Here is a 21,474-nt window from a genome sequence, read left to right as displayed (position 1 = left end):
GTATAAACTCGCGCGCAATTCTGTTAATATAATCACAAAAAAAAGACACTCAAAATGAATGTCTTTTTTTTATTTTAATGTATTGGCGGTCGCCCTTCGTGCTCTCCACCCATTCTTGGTGGTGGCGGTCCGTTTCTATCTCTACCTTCTTGATCAGGACTACCTTCTCTATTATTCGGTCCTTTCTGAAGTGCTTGTTTTATTATACTCTTAAATTTTTCTTTTTGTTCAGCATTGCATAATTCTTGAATATCTCTAAAATGATAAAATGCCATTTTATCAAACTCCATTTCTTTTAACGCAATTGTTCGAGCCAAAGAATCTACAACTTCAGGATCTAGTTCTTTATCTGATAATTTACTAAACAAAGCATCCTTCATTTTTTTAATACCACTATTGTTTCGCATCATATTTTGACGATGCTCTCTATTTAGAACTTGCACAGCCTCTAGTTGCTCTTCGTTAAAGTTCAACTCACCTATAATAAAACTCATAGGATCTTCGCGCTCCATCTTTTGTTTCCCTATAGGCTTCCCTAAATAATTAAAGAGAAAAAAAGCATTAACAGCCACTAAAAAGATAAGCAGAATGTATAAAACTATATTTTTTTTCATTGATTTTTAATTTAAAAATGATGTTGTTGAACTAGACGACAAACCATAAGTTTCTGCAAACTCATTAAGATTCTCGTCATAACTAGACGTTCCCGAACTATCTAACTGCGTAAATGCAAGTACGTTTAAAATAACAACACATGCCAAAGTAGCCAATTGTAATTTTGGTGTAAACCAACTCGATCTCATAACAACCTCTTCCTTTTCGGAAAATAAACGTTGCATGGCTTTATCCTTAAAAAAAGGAGACACATTTACGGTTTCAATACCATCGACAGCTTGTAAAGTGCTATATGTTTTCTGTTGTATGTCTTTATTAATATCCATATCTTTTGTATTATAAAACTTTAGATGCAATATTTTATTAAAACTTGCGTTGGATTGCTCATTTATTTTACTTCATGTCATTTTTATAAAAATCACCCAAAACATCTTGCAAGTTTTTTTTCGCTCTAAACATTAACGATTCTACCGACGACAAACTTTTTTCTGTAATATCACAAACCTCCTGATTACTAAGCCCATCTATTTTACTAAGCGTAAAAACCACACGCTGGGCATCGGGCAATTGGTTTATAGCCTTAAAAAGCGTTTCACTCTTTTGTTTATTCTCTAATAAAACTCCGGGATGGTTCATTTCTGTAAAATATTTGGTTTTATCCATAGGGATTTCATTTCCCATTATAGATTGCAGAAAGGCAAAACGCTTTTTCGTGTTTTTCTTCCTAATAAACTCCAAACATTTATTGGTGGTAATTCGGTAAATCCAAGTTGATAATTTCGAATTCCCTTTAAATTTATTAATCGAATTGAAAACCTCAACAAAAACATCCTGCGCAATATCTTCAGCATCTTCTTTATTGGGTACAAACGAGATACAAGTTGCAAACACTTTTTGCTGAAAGAGATCTAGCAACTTTCCATACGCAAATTGCTTACCTGCTCTTAAATCGTTTATAAAATCTTGTTCTTCCAAATGCGTTAATTAATCGCTGCAAATTAAGAAAAATTATTAATGAATAAAGCGTAACTTTGCAAACTCTAATAATTAATGCAGTTTGGATGAAAGATGGATAACTTTTGTTTGAAAACTTCCAACTGAAAACTGAGAACTAGAAAAAATGCGATTACACAGAAATTTATGCTTTGCGGTTATTGACGGTTTAACCCTAATCTTCAACGAAGGAAAATACGCCGATAAGGTTATACAACAACTTTTAAAACGCGATAAGCGTTGGGGAGCGAGAGACCGTGGTTTTGTTGCCGAAACTACTTATGAAATGGTACGATGGAAACGTCTATATGCCGAAATTGCCGAAGTAAAAGAACCTTTTGACCGTGACAACCTGTGGCGTATGTTTGCTGTTTGGGCAACTTTAAAAGGTGTAAAATTACCAGACTGGAAATATTTTGAAGGCACACCATTACGCCGTATTAAAGGGCGCTATGATGAGCTTTCTAACAATAGAAAATTTAAAGAATCTATCCCAGATTGGATGGACGAAATTGGAGTAAAAGAATTAGGTAAAGAACTTTGGAGTAAAGAAATTGAAGCTTTAAACGTACAAGCCGATGTTATTTTACGTGTTAACACATTAAAAACAACTAAGGAAGAACTACAAACTGCCTTATTTGATTTAGATATTGAAACCGATTTTTTACCAGATCACCCAAGTGCTCTAAAATTAAAAGAGCGTGCTAATGTATTTTCTACGGAAATGTTCAAAAACGGACATTTTGAAGTACAAGATGCCTCTTCTCAATTGGTTGCTGAGTTTTTAAATGTAGAACCTGGTATGCGTGTTGTAGATGCTTGTGCTGGCGCTGGAGGAAAAACATTGCACCTTGCATCTTTAATGGAAAACAAAGGACAAATTATTGCCATGGATATTTATGGTAATAAATTGAACGAATTAAAAAGACGTGCAAAACGTAATGGTGCTCATAATATTGAAAACCGTACAATAGAATCTACTAAAGTTATTAAAAAACTTTACGATAAAGCAGATCGTGTTTTAATCGATGCGCCTTGTTCTGGCTTAGGTGTTTTAAGAAGAAACCCTGATGCTAAATGGAAACTTCAGCCTGAGTTTATCGATAAAATCAAGAAAACACAACAAGAAATTATCCAACAGTATTGTAAAATGGTTAAACCTGGCGGACAAATGGTTTACGCAACTTGCTCGGTATTACCTTCGGAAAACCAAGACCAAGTAGCAATCTTTTTAAAATCGGAAGCGGGAGAGAATTTCTCTTTAGTTAAGGATAAAAAAGTAATGGCTCATAAATCTGGATTCGACGGATTTTACATGGCACTTTTAGAACGTAAAGTGAACTAACACCTATTCACTTACAATATAAATAAAAAGACTATCTGAAAAGATGGTCTTTTTTATTTACAAAACCTTCAAACACATTATAAACATAGAACAGCATGGACTTGACAATTCCTTAACACAAGAGCGAAAAAAAGATTTTAACTTTGCGAGACACCAAAACACACCCTTATTACGTGTTTTACCTTATTTTTATAATTCAAACTATAATTAATTAATCCATTCACCTCTATGAAGCACTTTTACTTATTCTTTTTATTTGTTACAGCTTTAAGTTTTGCTCAGCTAGCACCGCCACAAAACCTACAAAACTATTACCAAGATGTCGATTTTTCGCAAACAGGACTAGATCTTTTTAACGATTTAGCTATAGAAACAGCTGCAAAACACACCCAGTACCTTACATATACGCCAGGTATTTGGGAAGCAAGTAAAATAACCGACCAAGATCCAGACAACCTCAATAATGTATTACTAATCTACGGTTACAGCGATACCGACGGCAACTACGTTACAGACAGAACTCGTAGTAACACTTCAACAGGTGGTAATCAAGGCACCGATTGGAATAGAGAACACACATTTCCGAATTCTTTAGCGAGTCCTAAATTAGAAAGTACAGGTAAAAATGTACCTCCCTATGCCGATGCTCACAACCTGAGACCTTCAGATGTTAGAATGAACTCTAACCGTGGAAATTTAAAATACATTACCAATATTGGAGCAGATGGTAACCCAATTACAACTACAGCTGCTAATATTTCTGGAAGCTGGTATCCCGGAGACGAGTGGAAAGGTGATGCTGCGAGAATTATTATGTACATGTATTTAAGGTATGGAACACAATGCAAACCTTCGTTTGTAGCTAATGGAGAAGCCAACGCTATCGATTCAAACATGATTAATCTTCTTTTAGAATGGAATGCACAAGATCCAGTTTCTATAGTTGAAGACCAAAGAAACGCTTATCACGGAGACGTTAATAATGCTTACGGACAAGGAAACAGAAATCCATTTATTGACAACCCATATTTAGCAACGGCTATTTGGGGCGGACAAACTGCACGTAACCGTTGGGGAGAATCTCAACCAAGCGATACACAAGCACCAACAGTACCTGCAAATTTAGTAGCAAGTAACGCAACAATTAATACAGTAGATTTAAGTTGGGATTCTTCTACAGATGATACCGGTGTTACTTCTTATCAAATTTATGTCGATGGGGAATATTTTATTTCTTCGCAATCAGGAACCTCTTTAACACTTACCAACTTAAACCCTGAGACAACTTACAGTTTTTCAGTACTTGCTACAGATTTAGCTAATAACAAATCAGAATTAAGTGATGCTGTAAACGCGACGACTTTAGAAGATTCTACGCCAGTAAGTAGCGCATGTATCACAGAGACTTTCGAAAACTTGGTTTCCACAGTAGGATCTAATGACAGCCAATATACTGACAGAACATGGACAGGTAATGATGAAGGCATATGGACAGCAACTCTAGCTAGAATCGATCAAGTAATTTTACCAGAAAGCAAAGCCATTACTTTTGATGCAAGAGGCACCAAAACGGGTAATGTTACGTCTCCAATGTTTTCAGGAGGTATTGGTAGCTTAACAGCAACTACTCAAAGAGCTTACAGCGGAGGTTCTGGAAATTTAGACGTTATAGTAAATGGTAACGTTGTTGGCTCACTACCTTATGGAGACTCAGCACAAACAACAACCATTTCTAATATCAATATTACTGGCAATGTAACTATTGTAATTACAGAAAACACAAGTGGTGGAGATCGTGTAACTCTAGATGATTTGTCTTGGACTTGTTACACCTCATTAAATACAGATGATAAATTTTTAGAAGAGCTAAAAATATACCCAAACCCAGTAAAAGGAAGCAATATTAATATTGACACCAACGAACCTCTAGAATTTGGTATCTACGATATTCTTGGAAAGCAAACCAATAGAGGCATAATTTCTTCTTCTGTGCAAAGCATAGATTTAGCAAACTTAAAGCAAGGTGTATATATTTTAAAACTTTCTTCTGAAGCAAGAAGCGTTACTAAAAAAATAGTAAAACAATAAACACACAACTACTCTTACCAAAAGCGGCTTTTTTAAGCCGCTTTTTTTTGTTTAAAACCTCGTGAATAACTCTCTATTTTCCTTCGTATTTTTTTAATAGAAAATCGGCTAAAAAAAAGTAAATTTGCACTTTCTTTAAACTAACAACACACATATAATGATTCATTTCTTTGGAAACGTAACCAGCAAGATATTTGCTGTTCAAACAACAAAAGAATTATCTACAGAAACCATAACAAAATTGTCTTGGTTATTTGGCGACCAGCCTAAAATAGAACAAGCATCTTTAGATGCTTTTTTTGTTGGCCCACGAGCTGCGATGATTACACCTTGGAGTACTAATGCTGTTGAAATTACTCAGAACATGGGGATTTCAGACATTATCAGAATTGAAGAATTTTCAGCTTCAACAGAAGAATTCATGGATTTCGACCCTATGATTTCAGAGAAATTCGCAAGCTTAAATCAAGATACTTTTACTATTGATATTAAGCCAGAACCTATTTTAAACATTGAGGATATTGCTGCTTACAGCGCCCAAGAAGGTCTATCTTTAAGTACTGAAGAGGTTGAATATTTAGAAGGTGTTGCTAAAAAAATTGGTCGTCCGCTAACAGATTCTGAAGTTTTCGGATTTTCACAAGTAAACTCTGAGCACTGTCGCCACAAAATTTTCAACGGAACTTTTGTAATTGATGGTGAAGAAAAGCCAACATCACTTTTCAAATTAATTAGAAAAACATCCGAAACACATCCAAACGATATTGTTTCTGCTTATAAAGATAACGTTGCGTTTGTAAAAGGTCCAGTTGTTGAGCAATTTGCTCCTAAAACAGCTGACAAACCAGATTTTTACGAAACAAAAAATTACGAGTCTGTTATTTCGCTTAAAGCGGAAACACATAACTTTCCAACAACCGTAGAGCCTTTTAATGGTGCTGCAACAGGTGCTGGTGGAGAAATTAGAGACCGTCTTGCTGGCGGAAAAGGGTCTTTACCTTTAGCAGGAACGGCTGTTTACATGACATCGTATTCTCGATTAGAAGAAAACCGCCATTGGGAACAAAAGTTTAAAGCTAGAAAATGGCTTTATCAAACTCCAATGGATATTTTAATAAAAGCTTCAAATGGTGCTTCAGATTTTGGAAACAAATTTGGACAACCTTTAATTACAGGTTCTGTTTTAACTTTTGAACATGCCGAAAACGCATCATCTAGCGATTCTGAACCAAGGAAATTAGGTTTCGATAAAGTAATTATGCAAGCTGGTGGTATAGGTTACGGTAAAGCAGACCAAGCCTTAAAAGACACACCAAAAGAAGGTGACAAAATCGTTATTCTTGGTGGTGAAAATTATAGAATTGGAATGGGAGGCGCTGCAGTTTCTTCTGCAGATACAGGTGCACTTTCATCTGGTATTGAGTTAAACGCAGTACAACGTTCTAATCCAGAAATGCAAAAACGTGCTGCCAATGCTGTTCGTGGTATGGTAGAAAGCGATGAAAACTTCATTGTTTCTATTCATGATCATGGTGCTGGTGGACACTTAAACTGTTTATCAGAATTAGTTGAGGATACCGGTGGACACATCGATTTAGATAAATTACCTGTTGGAGACCCAACACTTTCTTCAAAAGAAATTATTGGTAACGAGTCTCAAGAACGTATGGGCTTAGTGATTTCTGAAAAGCATACAGAAATACTTCAAAAAATTGCAGACCGAGAACGTTCGCCAATGTATACTGTTGGAGAGGTAACTGGTAACAATCGTTTTACTTTCGAATCTAAAACCAAAGGCGATAAACCAATGGATTTAGCTCTAGAAGATATGTTTGGTAGTTCACCAAAAACTGTTTTAACAGATAAAACTGTTGTTAGAAATTATAAAAACCCACGTTACAAAACCAAAAACTTAAAAATATACTTAGAGCAAGTTTTACAACTTGAAGCGGTAGCTTGTAAAGATTGGTTAACAAACAAAGTAGACCGTTGTGTTGGTGGTAAAGTTGCCAAGCAACAATGTGTTGGACCTTTACAAATTCCTTTAAACAATGTTGGTGTTATGGCACTAGATTTTAAAGGGAAAGAAGGTGTTGCAACCTCTATAGGCCACTCGCCTATTTCTGGTTTAATTAACCCTGTTGCAGGAAGTAGAAACTCAATAACAGAAGCACTTACAAACTTAGTTTGGGCACCATTAAAAGATGGTTTAAATGCGGTTTCGCTTTCAGCAAACTGGATGTGGCCTTGTAAAAACGAAGGTGAAGATGCACGTTTATACGAAGCTGTAAAAGCCATTTCAGAATTTTCTATAGATTTAGGAATTAATGTACCAACCGGGAAAGATTCACTTTCTATGAAACAAAAATATCCTGATGGTGATGTTATTTCTCCTGGAACGGTTATTATTTCTGCTGGTGCTAACTGTAATGATATTACTAAAGTTGTTGAACCTGTTTTAAAACAAAACGGTGGTAACATTTACTATATCAATATTTCTCAAGACGATTTTAAATTAGGAGGAAGCTCTTTCAACCAAGTCTTAAATGCTATTGGAAATGAAACCCCAAATGTAAAAGATGCAGCTTACGTAAAAGCTGTTTTCAATACCATTCAAAATTTAATAACAGAAGATAAAATTGCTGCTGGTCACGATGTGGCTTCTGGTGGTTTAATTACTACTTTACTAGAACTTTGTTTTGCCGATGTTAATTTAGGTGCCGATTTAGATCTTTCTAAATTAGGTGAAGAAGATGCTATAAAAGTACTTTTTGCTGAAAACTCAGGAATTGTTTTTCAAGCAGATGCTTCTGTAGAAACCATTTTATCAGAAAATAAAATAAAGGCTATAAATATTGGTTCGGTAAACAATACAGGACAATTAAACATTAAAAACAACGACGAGAGTTTCTCTTTCGATGTTTCAGAAACTAGAGATGTTTGGTATAAAACGTCTTATTTATTAGACAAAAAACAAACGGCAAATAATTTAGCTGAAGCACGTTTCAATAATTATAAAAATCAACCACTTCAATATACCTTCCCGAAAAATTTCACAGGAAAACTAGAAACTTTTACTGGCAAACGCCCTAAGGCTGCTATTCTTCGTGAAAAAGGATCAAACTCTGAGCGTGAAATGGCAAATGCCATGTATTTAGCTGGTTTTGATGTGAAAGATGTACACATGACAGATTTAATCTCTGGTCGTGAAACCTTAGAAGATATTCAGTTTTTAGGAGCTGTTGGTGGTTTTAGTAATTCTGATGTACTTGGTTCTGCAAAAGGATGGGCAGGCGCAATTAAATATAACGAGAAAGCAAATAAAGTAATTCAAGATTTCTTTAAAAGAGAAGATACTTTATCGGTTGGTATCTGTAATGGATGTCAATTATTCATGGAATTAGAAGAAATTAATCCAGAACATGAAGTACACGGAAAAATGATTCATAATGATTCTCATAAACACGAAAGTTCTTTCACATCTGTAAAAATTCAAGATAATAACTCTGTAATGCTTTCAACTTTAGCAGGAACAGAATTAGGTGTTTGGATTTCTCATGGTGAAGGTAAATTTAGCTTACCACTTTCCGAAGAAAACTATAATATTGTTGCAAAATACGGTTATGAAGGCTATCCAAATAATCCAAATGGATCAGATTATAATACAGCAATGCTTTCTGATAAAACAGGACGTCACTTAGTAACTATGCCACATATTGAGCGTTCTACGTTTCAATGGAACTGGGCAAATTACCCAGAAGGAAGAACGGACGAAGTTTCTCCTTGGCTAGAAGCTTTTGTGAATGCTAGATTATGGATCGAAAAAAAATAAACTAATATATAAATTATAAAAGCGGTTTAAGATTAAGTTCTTAAACCGCTTTTTTTATGCGTTATTTTCAATTAGTTCCTTTAGATTTTCTGTGTCGCTTTATTTGCAAACCTCTCTTTTGTAATTTTCTTTGTTTTCTTATAAGAGGAAAACTTAAACTAACCAAAAGCGCAATACAGGCAGCCGACCCTAAACCGCCTCCAAAACCATTAAAAAAACTACTGGTATTAAAAAAAATAATGGTGAACACTATTCCTGAGAACCCAATTAAAAAATAGTTTGATAATACTTTAGACGACACCATACCTATAAAAGATGCTCCAAAACAAACTAATGGCAAGTTTTTAGTTAAATACGGAGATAACAAATCAGGACAAACTAAAACAAACATCCCGACCAAAACACCTACTAAAGAAGATGCTCTAACTGGTCCTTGGTTTAAATCTACATGCAAAAAGAAAGTAACCATTGCAGAAACTCCACCAACTAAAAATAATATATATTGTTCTATACCCATTGAGAAATAACAGATGTAATTAAAAAAGCAAACACAACACCAGCAAAAGCCAAAGTACCCAATTTACCACCAACGCCATGAAAAGTATCCTTGGTACCAACTAAAAGTAAACCCGCAGTAGCGCTAGCTATGGTTATAATAATATAATCGGTAGACACACTTATATTTGTCATTCCAACAAAAGCACCGCAATACACTGCAGTTGGCATTCCTTGAGCAAAAGTGCTTCTTTTAAATAAATCAGGAATAAAACTAGCTATTAAGCCAACTAAACTAGCAGATAAAACACGACTTACCCCAAAAGAATTAGATAAAGCATAAGTTATTATCGCTCCAAAAAAAACAAAAGCAATAGTTAACACATGTTCAAAACTGTGATCTACCGAGTTTAAAGGTGTTTTTTTATAGGTAACAAAAAGTAATATTAAGGATAGAATAATGAATGCTGAAACAAAAATATTATTCTGATTCTCGAATAAAATAGCAGCTAAAAACCCTAAATGACATAAAATTATTGAAAAAAAAGAAAGCTTTTTTACATGTTTTTTAAACATACAAATTGTTTAATAAGAGCTCCAAAAGTACAGAATATGAACGAAATCTTATAATAATCAACTAAGTATTTCAACAAAAAACAAGACATATTAAAAGCAAGTTAAAACAAGCTTATATTTAACCATATTATCGTATATTAATAACTTCTAAGCAATTAACCCACTTCTAAAACTAAACGCATAGAGAATACAAAATTAACAGAAATCAACAAAGTTTTATACGAATACAATACTTTTTTGGTACATTATTTGATAATCTTATTTTATTTCCTATTTTGCACCCTAGAATACTTATAGCCCATGACCAAAATCACCAGACTTTTTGACTTTCCTTATTATCAATTAGAAACATACAATTTAGATAAGGCTTTTAACACAAAATATAATGGAAAGTGGCAATCTATTTCTTCGCAAGAATATGTAGATCAAGCCAATGCCATAAGTCGTGGTTTATTAAAGCTAGGTATAAAGCCTAACGATAAAATTGCGGTTATATCTTCTACAAACAGAACAGAGTGGAATATATTAGATATTGGAGTTCTACAAATAGGTGCGCAAAACGTACCAATTTACCCTACAATTTGTGCCGAAGATTATGAATATATCCTAAATCATTCGGAATCTACATATTGTTTTGTTTCAGATGAAGAAATTCTAACTAAGCTAAATTCAATAAAAGGAAACACAAAACTTAAACACGTGTATACCTTTGATGATATTCAAAATGAATCTAGCTGGAAGGAAGTACTTAACTTAGGTGAAGATACCAGTATTCAACCTGAAGTTGAGACTAGAAAAAACGATGTAAAGTCTACAGATTTAGCCACATTAATTTATACTTCGGGAACTACAGGAAGACCTAAAGGCGTTATGTTATCTCATAACAACCTTGTTTCAAATGTTTTAAATAGTCAAAACCGTGTTCCTTTTGAATATGGTGTTGCTAAAACACTTAGTTTTTTACCTGTTTGCCATGTTTTTGAACGCATGATTCTTTATTTATACCAATATTGTGGTGCCGAAATTTACTTTGCAGAGTCTATCGAAAAAATGAGCGATAACCTCAAGGAAATTAAGCCAAACGTAATGACCGCTGTGCCTCGTCTTTATGAAAAAGTATACGACAAAATTATAGCTAAAGGCAGTGATTTAACAGGAATTAAAAAATCGCTTTTCTTTTGGGCTGTTAATCTTGGACTAAGATATGAACCTTACGGACAAAACGGTTGGTGGTACGAGTTACAACTTAAAATAGCTAGAAAACTTATTTTTAGCAAATGGCAAGAAGGACTTGGCGGAAATCTAGACCTTATGGTCTCTGGTAGTGCTGCACTGCAACCAAGACTTACCAGAGTATTTGCTGCAGCTGGTTTACCTATAATGGAAGGTTATGGATTAACAGAAACTTCGCCTGTTGTATCAGTTAATGATACGCGAAACGGAGGTTTTAGAGTAGGAACCACAGGTAGAATAATTGATGATGTTGAGGTTAAAATAGCTGAAGATGGCGAAATACTTGTAAAAGGCCCGAACGTTATGATGGGGTATTTTAAAGATGAAGCCAAAACAGCTGAAGCTATTAAGGACAATTATTTCCACACTGGAGATATTGGAGAAATAGATGCTGATGGTTTTCTTAAAATCACTGACAGAAAGAAAGAAATGTTTAAAACATCGGGAGGAAAATATGTAGCACCTACCCTACTTGAAAACCAATTTAAACAGTCTCGATTTATAGAACAAATTATGGTTATTGGTGAAGGCGAGAAAATGCCAGCAGCTTTAATACAAGTAAATTATGATTTTGTAAAAGAATGGGCCAAACGCCATAACATTCCATTTACAACTAATGAAGACATCATCTTGAATACTCAATTACTAGAAAGAATTCAAGAAGAAATTAATTTTGCCAATGCCAACTTCGGTAAATGGGAACAAATTAAAAAATTCGAAATCACTCCAGATGTTTGGACTATAGATGCCGGACACTTAACGCCAACCATGAAAATGAAGCGTAAAGTTATAAAACAAAAGTACCTTTCTCTTATCGAGAAAATCTACAGAGGTTAGTCAAATCTTCTCTTATTAGTAAAAGATTAACTAAAATTATCAATAATTTATTATGCATGCATAATAAATTTTAGTATATTTGGGAACAACAACCTCTCAACATGAAAGATAGAACCATCGATTATATTTTAAGAACAACATGGCTAGCCGTTCAAAAAATGTATAACGAAGAAGCATTAAAATTTGATAGCACTATGGCAACGGGCTTTACCTTATTAAGCATAGATCCAGAAAAAGGAACACCATCGACTGCTTTAGGCCCCAAAATGGGTATGGAAGCAACGAGTCTTTCTCGAATTTTAAAAGCTATGGAGAAAAAAGGTTTAATTGATAGACACCCAAACCCAGAAGATGGCCGCGGTGTAATTATCAAGCTAACACCTTTCGGAATTCAAAAACGCACCTACTCTAAAGATCGAGTTTTAACTTTTAATGAGAAAATTAAACATAACATCTCCGATGAAAAACTAAAGCACTTTAATGAAGTAGCCGATGTGATTCTAGAGATGGTTTCAAATAAAAAAATATATACACCAAACGACAACTAGTTAAATAAAATGAGCAAACGTAGAATAAAAAAAATCGCAATTATTGGTTCCGGAATTATGGGAAGCGGTATAGCTTGTCATTTCGCTAACATTGGCGTAGATGTCCTGTTACTAGACATTGTTCCAAGAGAACTTAACGACAAAGAAAAAGCTAAAGGCTTAACTTTAGAAGACAAAATAGTAAGAAATAGATTGGTTAATGATGCGCTTACGGCATCGTTAAAATCAAAACCATCTCCAATTTACCATCAAGATTTCGCTAGTAGAATTACTACAGGTAATATAGAAGACGATATTGCTAAAGTAGCAGATGTAGACTGGATTATGGAAGTTGTAGTCGAAAGACTAGACATCAAGAAAATGGTGTTTGAAAACTTAGAAAAATATCGTAAACCAGGCACGTTAATTACATCTAACACCTCTGGTATTCCTATAAAATTTATGAGTGAAGGACGAAGTGAAGATTTCCAAAAACATTTCTGTGGAACACACTTCTTTAATCCGGCTCGTTACTTAAAATTATTTGAAATTATTCCTGGACCTAAAACAGATGCTTCTGTATTAGAATTCTTGAATGGTTACGGTGAGCAATTTCTTGGAAAAACATCTGTAGTTGCTAAAGATACTCCTGCCTTCATTGGAAACCGTATCGGGATTTTCAGTATACAAAGTTTATTCCACGCCGTTAAAGATTTAGATTTAACTATCGAAGAAGTAGATAAACTATCTGGACCAGTAATTGGTCGTCCAAAATCGGCAACCTTCCGTACGGTAGATGTTGTAGGTTTAGACACTTTGGTTCATGTTGCAAACGGTATTGCAGAAAACTGTAAAAATGACGAACGTTTAGAATTGTTCAAACTACCAGATTTCATCAATACCATGATGGAAAACAAATGGTTAGGAAGTAAAACAGGTCAAGGTTTCTATAAAAAGCAAGTCTCTGCAGATGGATCTAAAGAAATTTTATCTTTAGACTTAAATACACTAGAATATCGTTCGGCTAAACGTGCAAAATTTGCCACTTTAGAACTTACGAAAACGATTGATAAAGTTGTTGACCGTTTTAAAGTATTAGTAAAAGGAAAAGATAAGGCTGGTGAATTTTACAGAAAGAGTTTTTCTGCTTTATTTGCATATGTTTCTAATAGAATTCCAGAAATAACAGACGATTTATATAAAATTGACGATGCCATGAAAGCCGGTTTTGGTTGGGAACATGGTCCTTTCCAAATTTGGGATGCCATTGGTGTTGAAAAAGGTATTGAAATTATGAAATCTGAAGGTTTAGAGCCTGCTGCTTGGGTAAACGAGATGTTAGCATCTGGAAATTCTTCTTTTTATACTATTAAAGAAGGCGCAAGTTATGCTTATGATATTCCTAAAAAATCACAAGTAAAAATACCAGGTCAAGACAGTTTCATTATTTTGGATAATATCAGAAAATCTAAAGAAGTCTTTAAAAACTCTGGTGTTGTTATTGAAGATTTAGGAGATGGCATATTAAACTGCGAGTTCCAATCTAAAATGAACACTATTGGTGGAGATGTTCTAGCCGGATTAAATAAAGCTATTGATTTAGCCGAAAAAGATTTTGCTGGTTTAGTCGTTGGTAATCAAGCTGCAAACTTCTCTGTTGGTGCAAACATCGGCATGATTTTCATGATGGCTGCAGAGCAAGAGTATGATGAGCTTAACATGGCTATTAAATACTTCCAAGATACCATGATGCGTATGCGTTATTCTTCAATCCCAACTATTTCTGCTCCTCACGGAATGGCTTTGGGTGGTGGTTGTGAATTATCATTACACGCCGATAAAGTAGTTGCAGCGGCAGAAACTTACATGGGACTTGTAGAGTTTGGTGTTGGTGTAATCCCTGGTGGTGGCGGTTCTAAAGAAATGGCTTTAAGAGCATCAGATACTTTCAGAAAAGGAGATGTTCAGCTAAATACACTTCAAGAATACTTTTTAACTATTGGTATGGCAAAAGTATCAACTTCGGCTTACGAAGCATTTGATATGGGAGTTTTACAAAAAGGAAAAGATGTTGTTGTTGTTAATAAAGACCGCCAAATTGCAGTTGCAAAACAACACGCTATGTTAATGGCTAATTCTGGCTACACACAACCTGTAAAACGCTCGGATGTCAAAGTACTTGGAAAACAAGCATTAGGTATGTTTTTAGTAGGAACAGATTCTATGAAAGATTCCAATTACATTAGTGAACACGACATGAAAATTGCTAATAAATTAGCTTACGTTATGGCTGGTGGAGATTTATCTGAACCAACTTTAGTTAGCGAGCAATATTTATTGGATTTAGAGCGTGAAGCTTTCTTAAGTTTATGTACAGAACGTAAAACTTTGGAGCGTATTCAGCACATGTTAACAAAAGGTAAACCTTTAAGAAACTAAGAAAAATGAAAACAGCATATATAGTAAAAGCATATAGAACCGCAGTTGGTAAAGCACCAAAAGGCGTGTTTCGTTTTAAAAGAACAGATGAATTGGCAGCTGAAACCATCAAATATATGATGAAAGAATTGCCAAATTTAGACCCAAAGCGTATCGATGATGTTATTGTTGGTAACGCCATGCCAGAAGGCGCTCAAGGATTAAATATGGCACGTTTAATCTCCTTAATGGGATTAGATGTTGTTGATGTTCCTGGTGTAACCGTAAACCGTTTTTGCTCTTCTGGAGTAGAAACTATAGGTATGGCAACAGCTAAAATACAAGCCGGAATGGCAGATTGTATTATTGCTGGTGGTGCAGAAAGCATGAGTAGCGTACCTATGACTGGTTTTAAACCAGAATTGAATTATGATGCGATTGTAAAAGCAGGTCACGAAGATTATTACTGGGGCATGGGAAATACTGCGGAAGCTGTTGCAAAACAGTTTAAGGTATCTCGCGAAGACCAAGATGAGTTTGCATTTAATTCGCACATGAAAGCATTACGAGCGCAGGCAGAAAATCGTTTTCAAGATCAAATAGTACCAATTGAAGTGGAACAGACATATATTGATGCGAACGGAAAGAAAGCTACAAAATCTTATATAGTAACTAAAGATGAAGGACCACGTGCAGGAACAAGCAAAGAAGCCTTAGCAAAACTGAGAGCTGTATTTGCTGCTGGAGGAAGTGTTACCGCTGGTAACTCGTCTCAAATGAGTGATGGTGCTGCTTTTGTAATGGTTATGAGTGAAGACATGGTTAAAGAACTAGGTTTAGAACCAATTGCAAGAATGGTTAACTATGCCGCTGCAGGTGTTGAACCCCGCATTATGGGCATTGGACCAGTAAAAGCAATTCCAAAAGCATTAAAACAAGCAGGATTAAAACAAGACGATTTATCTCTTATTGAATTGAATGAAGCCTTTGCTTCTCAATCTTTAGCAGTAATTAGAGAGTTAAACCTTAATCCAGATATCATTAACGTAAATGGTGGAGCCATTGCCCTTGGTCACCCATTAGGATGCACAGGAGCAAAACTGTCAGTACAACTTTTTGATGAAATGCGTAAGCAAAACATGAAAGGGAAATATGGAGCAGTTACCATGTGCGTAGGAACAGGTCAAGGTGCTTGTGGAATATTTGAATTTTTAAACTAATAAAGAACTAAATACAAAAATATAAAATGGAAGCAAATGAAAAAGACATCTTAAGAGGTGGTCAATTCTTAGTGAAAGAAACAAATTGTGAAGATGTGTTTACTCCTGAAGATTTTTCAGAAGAACAAACAATGATGAAAGAATCCGTAATGGAATTTAACGATCGTGAAATCATTCCTCATAAAGCACGTTTCGAAGCTAAAGATTATGCACTAACTGAAGAAGTTATGCGTAAAGCTGGGGATATGGGCTTTTTAAGTGTTGCTGTTCCTGAAGCTTTTGGTGGTATGGGAATGGGCTTTGTTTCTACTGTATTAACGTGTGATTATATTTCTTCTGGAACAGGTTCTTTCAGTACTGCTTTTGGTGCGCATACAGGAATTGGTACTATGCCAATTACTTTATATGGTACAGAGGAGCAAAAACAAAAATACGTACCAAAATTAGCCTCTGGTGAGTGGTTTGGAGCTTACTGTTTAACAGAACCTGGAGCTGGATCTGATGCAAATTCTGGTAAAACAACTGCTGAACTTTCCGCAGATGGAAAATCATATAAAATTAACGGTCAAAAAATGTGGATCTCAAATGCAGGTTTCTGTAGTGTGATGATCGTTTTTGCTCGTATTGAAGGTGATAAAAATATTACTGGATTTATAGTAGAATATAATGGAGACACTCCAAATGGGATTACTTTAGGTGAAGAAGAACACAAATTAGGTATTCGTGCGTCTTCTACACGTCAAGTATTTTTTAACGATACTGTAGTACCTGTTGAAAATATGTTAGCTGGTCGTGGCGAAGGTTTCAAAATCGCTATGAATGCACTTAATGTTGGTCGTATTAAATTAGCTGCAGCTTGTTTAGATTCTCAAAGAAGAATTTTATCTACAGCAGTAAATTATGCTAACGAGCGTAAACAATTTAAAATGCCTATTTCAGACTTTGGAGCTATTAAAGTTAAGTTAGCTGAAATGGCAACTAATGCTTACGCAGGTGAATCTGCAACTTATAGAGCTGCAAAAAATATTGAAGACAGAATAGCAATGCGTGAAGCTGCTGGAAATACACATCAAGAAGCAGAACTTAAAGGTGTTGAAGAATATGCAATTGAATGTTCTATTTTAAAAGTAGCTGTTTCTGAAGATGTACAACATGCAGCTGATGAAGGTATCCAAATTTTTGGTGGAATGGGGTTCTCTGAAGAAACGCCTATGGAATCTGCTTGGAGAGATGCACGTATTGCACGTATTTACGAAGGAACTAACGAAATTAACAGAATGCTATCTGTTGGTATGTTAGTAAAGAAAGCTATGAAAGGTCATGTTGACTTATTAGGCCCTGCTCAAAAAGTTCAAGAAGAATTAATGGGAATTCCTTCTTTTGATACGCCAGACTTTTCAGAATTATTTTCTGAAGAAAAAGTAATGATTAATAAGTTGAAAAAGACTTTTTTAATGGTTGCCGGAGGTGCTGTTCAAAAATTTGGTCCAGACCTAGACAAACATCAACAATTACTTATAGCTGCTGCTGATATTTTAATTGAAATATACATGGCTGAATCTGCTATATTAAGAACTGAAAAGAATGCTAAACGCTTTGGAGCCGAGTCTCAATCTGTACAAATTGCGATGTCTAAATTATACTTATACCACGCTGTAGATATTATCGAAGAAAAAGGAAAAGAAAGTATTATTTCTTTTGCCGAAGGTGATGAGCAACGTATGATGCTTATGGGACTTAAACGTTTTACTAAATATCAAAACTACCCAGACATTGTAGATTTACGTAACGAGATAGCCGAAAAAGTTAAGGCCGAAAATAAATATTGCTTTTAAGGGATTAAAAGAGTTTGCGTGACTAACTCAAATGTAAACGACGCTTCGAATTAATTTTCGAGGCGTTTTTTATTTTAAAATAAATTCAAAAAACACCAACATTATCGTTATATTTTTAACCTAAGCAACTATATAAACAACTAAAAAACAAACCAATATTAAGTTCATATAACACGCGACTTTGTCATAAAAAAACAATAACTTCGTTAAGCGACAGATATACTTTTTTATAAGATTTCATTTCCCAAAAGCCGTTCTATCCTAGTAAAATTAATAAGAAAAACATTTTTATCCAATGGCATTTATAGATTATTATAAAATATTGGGCATTTCGAAAACTGCAACTGAAAAGGATATAAAGACAGCTTATCGCAAACTCGCACGAAAGTACCATCCTGACTTAAACCCGGACAATAAAGAGGCCGAAATAAAATTTAAGGAAATAAATGAGGCTAACGAAGTTTTAAGCCACGACGAAAACCGGAAAAAATATGATAAATATGGTGAAAACTGGAAGGATGAAAACGCCCAGCAACAGCAGCATAGGCAATCTAATCAACAAACCTATTCAAACGACGAATATTCAGATTTTTTTGAATCCATGTTTGGAGGTCAAGGACAACCATCATACAGCCGAGGTCGTAACACAAAGTTTAAAGGCCAGGATTATAATGCCGAATTACAACTAGACTTAAAAGACATTTATACCAGTCATAAACAAGTGTTAACCGTTAATGGCAAACAAATTAGGCTAACCATTCCTGCAGGAGTGGAAAATGGACAAATTATAAAAATTAAAGGTAAAGGAGGCTTAGGTATCAACGGCGGACCTCAAGGTGACCTATACATTAAATTCAATATTGACAACCATACTCAATTTAAAAGAGAAGGCAACAATCTATATATTAACGTTGATTTAGATTTGTACACCTCAATTTTGGGAGGCGAAATTAAAATAGATACTTTTAACGATAAGGTCAAGCTTCAAATAAAACCTGAAACAAAAAATGAATCTAAAGTAAAATTGAAAGGCAAAGGATTTCCTGTTTATAAAAAAGAAGGTCTCTTTGGCGATTTAATTATTACCTATCATATCAAGATTCCAAACCATCTAAGTGAAAAAGAAATAGAGCTATTTAAGGAATTACAAAAGCTTAATCAAAATGGATAATAAACCTTTAATATTGATACAAACTCTATGTTCTCATTATAATATAGAAATTGCTTTTGTTGATACTTTGAATACCATGGGACTTATTCAAATTGAAATTATAGAGCAGGAATACTTTATTCATCCTGATCAAATAGGTAATCTTGAAAAAATAATTAGACTATATCACGAATTAAACGTCAATTTAGAAGGTATTGATGTTGTGTTTAATTTATTAGAAAAAGAAAGGGTATTACAACATGAATTAAATACTTTAAAAAACAGATTAAGGCTTTATGAAAATGAATAAAACTTCTTTGTTACAAAGTTATTTTATACGTAAATCAATCGTACCCGCCTATACTATCCCTTTTTGATAGAAAACAATAAAAACGATTCATATTAGTTCTAAAATATTAACAAGAATTTATATCCAATCGTTAGACTTCAACTTCATAAAATGAATATTTATGCCGATATTCGTCAGGAAAACATGAATATTGAAAACAGTTCAATTCAATCACTCACTGTAAACCCCCTAACAATGAAGCTCTTTTTTAACACAATTGCCCTATTATTTATTACAATTACTACGGCCCAAACCAATCAAAAAATATACGATATCATACATGATGTTTCTGCAGAACGTATAGAAATAGACATTCAAAAACTGGTTGATTTCGGAACTAGAAACACCTTTAGCGATACTATTTCAAACACTAGAGGAATTGGTGCAGCAAGACGTTGGATTAAATCAGAATTTGAAACAATATCATCTAATTGTAAAGATTGTTTAGATGTGTTTTACCAAAAGGACTTTGTTACCAAAGAAGGCAACAGACGTGTACCTCACGACGCTTGGATTGTTAACGTAGTCGCTATTCAAAAAGGAACGAAATATCCAAATCGCTATATTATAATGAGTGGAGATATTGATTCTCGTGGAAGTGACACAATGGAGTTTACAAAAGATGCACCCGGAGCAAACGATAATGCTTCTGGTATGGCGGGAACTATTGAAGCCGCTAGAGTACTTTCTAAATATAAATTTGAAAACAGTATTATTTATGTTGGATTATCTGGTGAAGAGCAAGGTCTTTTTGGTGGTGGAGGTTTAGCAAAATATGCCAAAGAACAAGGTTGGGATATTATCGGAATATTTAATAATGACATGATTGGAAACATTGAAGGTGTAGATGGAGTAATAGACAATCGCACATTTAGAATATTTTCAGAACCTGTGCCTGCTAACGAAACCGAAAAAGAACGCAATTTAAGACGTTTTTATGGAGGAGAAGTAGATGGGATTTCTCGTCAATTAGCACGCTATATACATAAAACAGTAAAAACGTATATGCCAGAAATGAACCCGATGATGGTTTATAGACTAGATCGTTTTGGACGTGGTGGACACCACAGACCTTTTAATGACTTAGGTTTTGCAGGAATCCGTATTATGGAAGCACACGAAAACTACACGCAGCAGCATCAAGATATTAAAGAAGAGAACGGCATTAAATACGGCGATGTTATAGAACACGTTAATTTCGATTATGCCAAGAAACTAACCACGGTAAACGCCATTAATATGGCTAGTTTAGCTTGGGCTCCGCCAGCTCCAAAAACAGTTGCTATTGGTGGCATTGTAGAAGCATCTGTTAAATTTAAATGGGATAAAGTAGAAGGAGCTGTTGGCTACAAAATATACTGGAGAGATACCACCTCGCCTACTTGGGACAAAAGTCGCTACGTTGGTGATGTTTCGGAGTTTATGCTTGACGGTATAGTTATCGATAATTATTTCTTCGGAATTGCTTCTGTTGGAAAAGATGGATTTGAAAGCCCTGTAGTTTTCCCTAATCAGATATTAAGATGATTTCCATCTAGAACATCATCTTAATTAATCTAAACCTAACATATAGCCTCAATAAACATCATTTTCAGATAACTATAGAACAAAAAAAAAGAACCCAAAAGGGTTCTTTTTTTATTCACTTAAAAAGCAAATATTTATTTTTTAACTACAGCAGGAGCATTTAATTTAGTGCTCATTTCCATAGAAATTGCCGAACGTTCAAATTTTACTTTCCCAGACATTGTTTCGATAACACAGCTACCATCTTTGTCATTAAGTTCTAAAATTTTGCCGTGCAAACCACTTTTGGTTATAACTTTATCGCCACGTTTTAATTCGGCTGCAAATTTCTTTTCTTTCTTTGCTCGTTTCATTTGTGGTGCAATCATAAAGAAATACACTACTACAAACATTAATACAAACGGCAATAAACTACCAATTCCTTCTCCCATTAT

General features: G+C 34.6%; 17 protein-coding genes. 11 read left to right on the top strand and 6 right to left on the bottom strand.

The genetic code is table 11. The features are described 5' to 3' along the window. Positions 1-74 precede the first annotated feature (74 nt). From GQR98_RS11170 to GQR98_RS11160, 3 genes are all read right to left on the bottom strand, one after another. Positions 75-614, bottom strand: a complete 540-nt coding sequence (locus GQR98_RS11170; RefSeq protein ID WP_159019567.1) for a Spy/CpxP family protein refolding chaperone — start codon at positions 612-614, stop codon at positions 75-77. 6 nt (positions 615-620) lie between these two features. Then, positions 621-941 (bottom strand): hypothetical protein, encoded by a 321-nt coding sequence (locus tag GQR98_RS11165; protein ID WP_159019566.1) that lies wholly within the window; start codon positions 939-941, stop codon positions 621-623. Between the two features lie 67 nt (positions 942-1,008). Continuing rightward, positions 1,009-1,590 (bottom strand): RNA polymerase sigma factor, encoded by a 582-nt coding sequence (locus tag GQR98_RS11160; protein WP_042505851.1) that lies wholly within the window; start codon positions 1,588-1,590, stop codon positions 1,009-1,011. Between the two features lie 145 nt (positions 1,591-1,735). On the opposite strand from GQR98_RS11160, the gene GQR98_RS11155 reads away from it, so the two are divergent. The 3 genes from GQR98_RS11155 to purL all read left to right on the top strand — a co-directional run bounded on the left by GQR98_RS11155 (position 1,736) and on the right by purL (position 8,873). Beyond that, complete coding sequence (locus GQR98_RS11155) at positions 1,736-2,953, top strand: RsmB/NOP family class I SAM-dependent RNA methyltransferase (protein WP_159019565.1); 1,218 nt, start codon at positions 1,736-1,738, stop codon at positions 2,951-2,953. A gap of 228 nt (positions 2,954-3,181) precedes the next feature. Beyond that, complete coding sequence (locus tag GQR98_RS11150) at positions 3,182-5,041, top strand: endonuclease (RefSeq protein ID WP_159019564.1); 1,860 nt, start codon at positions 3,182-3,184, stop codon at positions 5,039-5,041. Positions 5,042-5,198: 157 nt separating this feature from the next. Then, positions 5,199-8,873 carry a phosphoribosylformylglycinamidine synthase gene (gene purL, locus GQR98_RS11145; RefSeq protein ID WP_159019563.1) on the top strand — a complete coding sequence of 1,225 codons (3,675 nt, stop codon included), beginning with the start codon at positions 5,199-5,201 and terminating at the stop codon, positions 8,871-8,873. A 67-nt stretch (positions 8,874-8,940) separates the two neighbouring features. On the opposite strand, the gene GQR98_RS11140 is transcribed toward purL, so the two are convergent. Both GQR98_RS11140 and GQR98_RS11135 read right to left on the bottom strand, forming a co-directional pair. Continuing rightward, positions 8,941-9,390, bottom strand: a complete 450-nt coding sequence (locus tag GQR98_RS11140; RefSeq protein WP_159019562.1) for a hypothetical protein — start codon at positions 9,388-9,390, stop codon at positions 8,941-8,943. After that, on the bottom strand, positions 9,381-9,944 hold the full coding sequence (locus GQR98_RS11135) for a hypothetical protein (protein WP_159019561.1): 564 nt from the start codon (positions 9,942-9,944) through the stop codon (positions 9,381-9,383). Before GQR98_RS11135 ends, GQR98_RS11140 begins: the two co-directional genes overlap by 10 nt. 300 nt (positions 9,945-10,244) lie before the next feature. On the opposite strand from GQR98_RS11135, the gene GQR98_RS11130 reads away from it, so the two are divergent. The 8 genes from GQR98_RS11130 to GQR98_RS11095 all read left to right on the top strand — a co-directional run bounded on the left by GQR98_RS11130 (position 10,245) and on the right by GQR98_RS11095 (position 21,040). Next, a complete protein-coding gene (locus GQR98_RS11130) occupies positions 10,245-12,014 on the top strand; it encodes an AMP-dependent synthetase/ligase (protein WP_159019560.1) in 1,770 nt (589 codons plus the stop codon). Positions 12,015-12,115: 101 nt separating this feature from the next. After that, positions 12,116-12,562, top strand: coding sequence for a MarR family winged helix-turn-helix transcriptional regulator (locus GQR98_RS11125; RefSeq protein ID WP_159019559.1), 447 nt, complete (start codon positions 12,116-12,118; stop codon positions 12,560-12,562). 9 nt (positions 12,563-12,571) lie between these two features. Beyond that, the gene (locus GQR98_RS11120) at positions 12,572-14,980 is read left to right on the top strand and encodes a 3-hydroxyacyl-CoA dehydrogenase/enoyl-CoA hydratase family protein (RefSeq protein WP_159019558.1); all 2,409 of its coding nucleotides are present in this window, start codon (positions 12,572-12,574) and stop codon (positions 14,978-14,980) included. A gap of 5 nt (positions 14,981-14,985) precedes the next feature. Beyond that, positions 14,986-16,179, top strand: a complete 1,194-nt coding sequence (locus tag GQR98_RS11115) for an acetyl-CoA C-acyltransferase (protein WP_159019557.1) — start codon at positions 14,986-14,988, stop codon at positions 16,177-16,179. 26 nt (positions 16,180-16,205) lie between these two features. Then, positions 16,206-18,014 carry an acyl-CoA dehydrogenase family protein gene (locus tag GQR98_RS11110; protein WP_159019556.1) on the top strand — a complete coding sequence of 603 codons (1,809 nt, stop codon included), beginning with the start codon at positions 16,206-16,208 and terminating at the stop codon, positions 18,012-18,014. Between the two features lie 295 nt (positions 18,015-18,309). Beyond that, on the top strand, positions 18,310-19,185 hold the full coding sequence (locus tag GQR98_RS11105; protein WP_159019555.1) for a DnaJ C-terminal domain-containing protein: 876 nt from the start codon (positions 18,310-18,312) through the stop codon (positions 19,183-19,185). 13 nt (positions 19,186-19,198) lie between these two features. Next, positions 19,199-19,474, top strand: coding sequence for a chaperone modulator CbpM (locus GQR98_RS11100; RefSeq protein ID WP_233267998.1), 276 nt, complete (start codon positions 19,199-19,201; stop codon positions 19,472-19,474). Between the two features lie 234 nt (positions 19,475-19,708). Continuing rightward, entirely contained in the window at positions 19,709-21,040 is a 1,332-nt protein-coding gene (locus GQR98_RS11095; RefSeq protein WP_159021141.1) for a M28 family peptidase, read from the top strand. 134 nt (positions 21,041-21,174) lie between these two features. Here GQR98_RS11095 and yajC read toward each other — a convergent pair whose 3' ends face one another. Next, positions 21,175-21,471, bottom strand: coding sequence for a preprotein translocase subunit YajC (yajC, locus tag GQR98_RS11090; protein WP_042495844.1), 297 nt, complete (start codon positions 21,469-21,471; stop codon positions 21,175-21,177). Positions 21,472-21,474 lie beyond the last annotated feature (3 nt).

Source organism: Algibacter sp. L3A6, assembly GCF_009796825.1.
Lineage (GTDB): Bacteria > Bacteroidota > Bacteroidia > Flavobacteriales > Flavobacteriaceae > Algibacter.
Note: the sequence above shows the minus strand (reverse complement) of the source record. Positions and strands in the feature narration are given on the sequence as shown.